General features: G+C 51.6%; 2 protein-coding genes. Both read left to right on the top strand.

The features are described 5' to 3' along the window. The coding region (locus CAG31_RS27925) for a DUF4123 domain-containing protein (RefSeq protein ID WP_085586967.1) at window positions 1–490 on the top strand (490 nt) is incomplete at its 5' end. Further along, window positions 490–3,197 (top strand): DUF6531 domain-containing protein (locus CAG31_RS27920; RefSeq protein ID WP_139831442.1); only part of this gene is annotated, 2,708 nt, incomplete at its 3' end. The genes CAG31_RS27925 and CAG31_RS27920, both read left to right, overlap by 1 nt.

Raw genomic sequence — 3,197 nt, 5'->3', positions numbered from 1 at the left:
CGACGCCCTCGACTGGGGCTGGCTGGCCGTCTCCCGCAGCGAACCGGACGAAGTCTTCGAACACCTGCGCAGCCTCACCCAAGTGAAGATGCCGGACGGGACCGAGGTGTTCTTCCGCTTCTGGGACGGCCGGCACATCCACCCGATCCTCAAGGGGCTGGGTGAAGCGGCCGGGGAACTGCTGCCGGTGTTCGAACGCTACCTGATCAACGGCCAGAGCCTGGAGGTCGGGCCGCGGGTGGTGAGGAAAGCGAAGGACTGGCCGTGGTGGGAGGTGCCGAAGGGGTTGTTGGATGGGCTGGCCAAGGACAATCCGACCACGCTGATCAGCAACCTCATGCAATGGCTGGAAGAGGAACGCCCGGACCTCTACACCGCCTGGCCCGAGAACAACCTGAAGCACAAGATCGCCCGTTTCGTACGTCGCCCGGATGCTCCGGACAACCTTAAAGAAGCACTGTTAAACCACCTGATTCTGGAGCAAGGCTGATGATCGCAAAGGAACGCATTGAGTTCATTGATGAGCAACTTAAGGTTTTTCCCGATAGTTTAAAGCAATACCGCAGTCTTACTGAGTCTTCATTTGCCGAGTGGCTTGGCAAAGGGAGAGAGTTTTTCGATAGACCTGCACTTTTCGGGATGAACAGATCCATAAAACTTGGAAATTCTAACAAAACCGTCAGTGTGACCGACAATGCGTTCGAGTCTACAGTTGCGCAGTGCCCGAAAGACGGCAGATTGCTGATTGAGAGTAAGTTTGTCTCGGTTCACGACATTCCCGTAGGAAACATCACTGTTGAAGTAACCCCTAAGGAAGGTGGCAATCCTGTACCTGTCACACTAGATGATCAAGGCAAAGGGATTTTCAAAGGCACTCCTGGAAAAAAATACTATGTCCGGGTGCAGAGTAGTGTCACCAAGAGTCAGCTTAGCGACCTATTCAACTCATATGACAATTTCACAAAAGAACTGAATGACTGGCTTGACAAGGAGTGGAAAACCTACAGACCACTCTGGCCAAAAGAAACATTAGTATCAGCATACTTCGCGCAACTAAAAGGAACATTAGAGGGAGGCTGGAATGCAATCAAATCGGCATTCGATGGCGTTAAGCGATTTTTCGAAATACTAAAAGACCCCGGAAAATTTGCCGGCGAAATTGGCCAAAGCGCTGCCGACTTACTCAAGCTCGCAAAAGAAACGCCCAAAGCGATGGAAAAATTGATGCTGCTGGCGAGTGACCAAGCAGTTCTTTTCCTGCTTATTAAAACCACCGCTTTATGGCTGCTTCAACTACCGCCCAGTATCATCTCTGGAAAATTCTCTGAGCAACTGTCCAGCATAGCAGTAACGATTCTTATCGATATCGTTTTCGCTATCGTACTGACATTCGCTGCCGAGGGTACTGGCATTGCATATTTGGGCGCCCGCCTAATCAACTATGGCGCAAGAGTCGTCGAGACTGTCACGGGCTTCATAAAATCCATCATCCGCATATTGAAAACCTTTGCGGACATGATTGATCAATATAAACGTGTTGCTACCCGCACAATCGCAGGCACCTTTGAAAAAGGCAAGGTAAGAGTAAACTGGGATAGGCAAGATCACGCTAAAGTCAGTCGACCCGAGCATGTCGATGACAAATCGAAACAGTCGACCAGCCATGACGATAAGAATGTCGCATGCACCAGAGAAACCTGCGTAAACGGTTGCCCTGTTTCAATGGTCACCGGTGAGGAACTGTTAACGCTCACTGATGGACAACTGAATGGACTGTTCCCTTTTGAATGGACTCGTCTTTATCGAACCAGTGCGGTGGAAATCGACTGCGGCCTAGGCCATGGCTGGAGCCATGCGCTGGCTCAGCGTGTCGAGGTTATTTCGGAAGACGTAATATGGACTGACCATGAAAACCGCATAACGACTTTCCCCCTACCTAACGCCCAGCGGCCGGCAATCACCAATAGCCTGGCCAAAGCGGCGATATTTATAGGCGATGATCCATCTGAGCTTGTACTCACACAAGCAGGGGATCGCCCGCTGTTTTATCACTTCCGATATGACAGTAAAGGCGCCACGCTGATTGCTATCAGTGACCGATATCGTAACCGTCTGCACATCAACCGCGATATTCATGGCCGTATCAAGCGCATCGACAATGGTGCAGGTCGTGCCTTGCTGCTGCGTTATGACCGAAAACACATTATTGCCGTTGACTATCAACAATTCCGTCCGGCAGATAACCTAGAAGAGAGTTGGAGCACTATCCAAACTCTCGTCACTTATCGTTACGATGAGAAAAGTCGTCTCATAGAAGCTAAAAATGCTGCGGGCGAGAGTGAGCGTTATTCTTATGACGATCAGCATGTGATTCTCGAGCGTCAGTTAGCCGGCGGCGCGAGTTTCTTTTGGGAGTGGGAAAACGAAGGCAAATCGTCGCGTTGCACGCACCACTGGGCAAACTTCACTCAAATGGATGCTCGCTACGCGTGGGATGAAAAAGGAAGCGTCACTGTTACCAACGCTGATGGCAGTGAAGAAGTCTACACTCACGATGACCAAGCCAGGTTGATTAGCCAAATCGATCCAGACGGCGCTGAGCGCCTGAAGGCATACGACGAAAAAGGTCGACTAGTCGCTGAAAAAGATCCGCTGGGCGCAGTTACTGAATACCAATACAACGAGGCCGGCCGTCTGGAGGCGCTTATCCCACCTGAGGATACGCCTACAGTGTATGACTACACTAACGGCTTTGTTTCAGAGGTTCGCCGCGGCGACTCAATCTGGCGGTACCAACGAAATGATCAAGGTGACATTACTCAACAAGTAGACCCGGATGGTCATATCACCGAGTACATCTATGATGCTCAGGGGCGTCTGCTGGAAATTCGACACCCGGACGGTGGCCGCCATAAGTTGGGCTGGAACGATCTCGGTGAGCTGCTTGAGGAACATCTGCCGGATGGGGGCAAACGCAAATATCGTTACGATTCTCTGAGCCGGCAAATTACTCGACAGGATGAAACTGGGGCAATTACTCAGTTCGTTTGGGATGCCGCCAACCGCCTTGCCCAAATCACTTTGCCTGGTGGTGCTATCCGCGCGTTCAGCTATAACCCTTACGGCCGCGTCACCGCCGAACGCGACGAACTCGGCCGCATCACCCGCTACGAGTACGCCGACAACCTGCACCTGGT

It is taken from the genome of Pseudomonas sp. R25(2017) (assembly GCF_002112565.1).
GTDB classification, from domain to species: Bacteria; Pseudomonadota; Gammaproteobacteria; order Pseudomonadales; family Pseudomonadaceae; genus Aquipseudomonas; species Aquipseudomonas ekonensis.
Note: the sequence above shows the minus strand (reverse complement) of the source record. Positions and strands in the feature narration are given on the sequence as shown.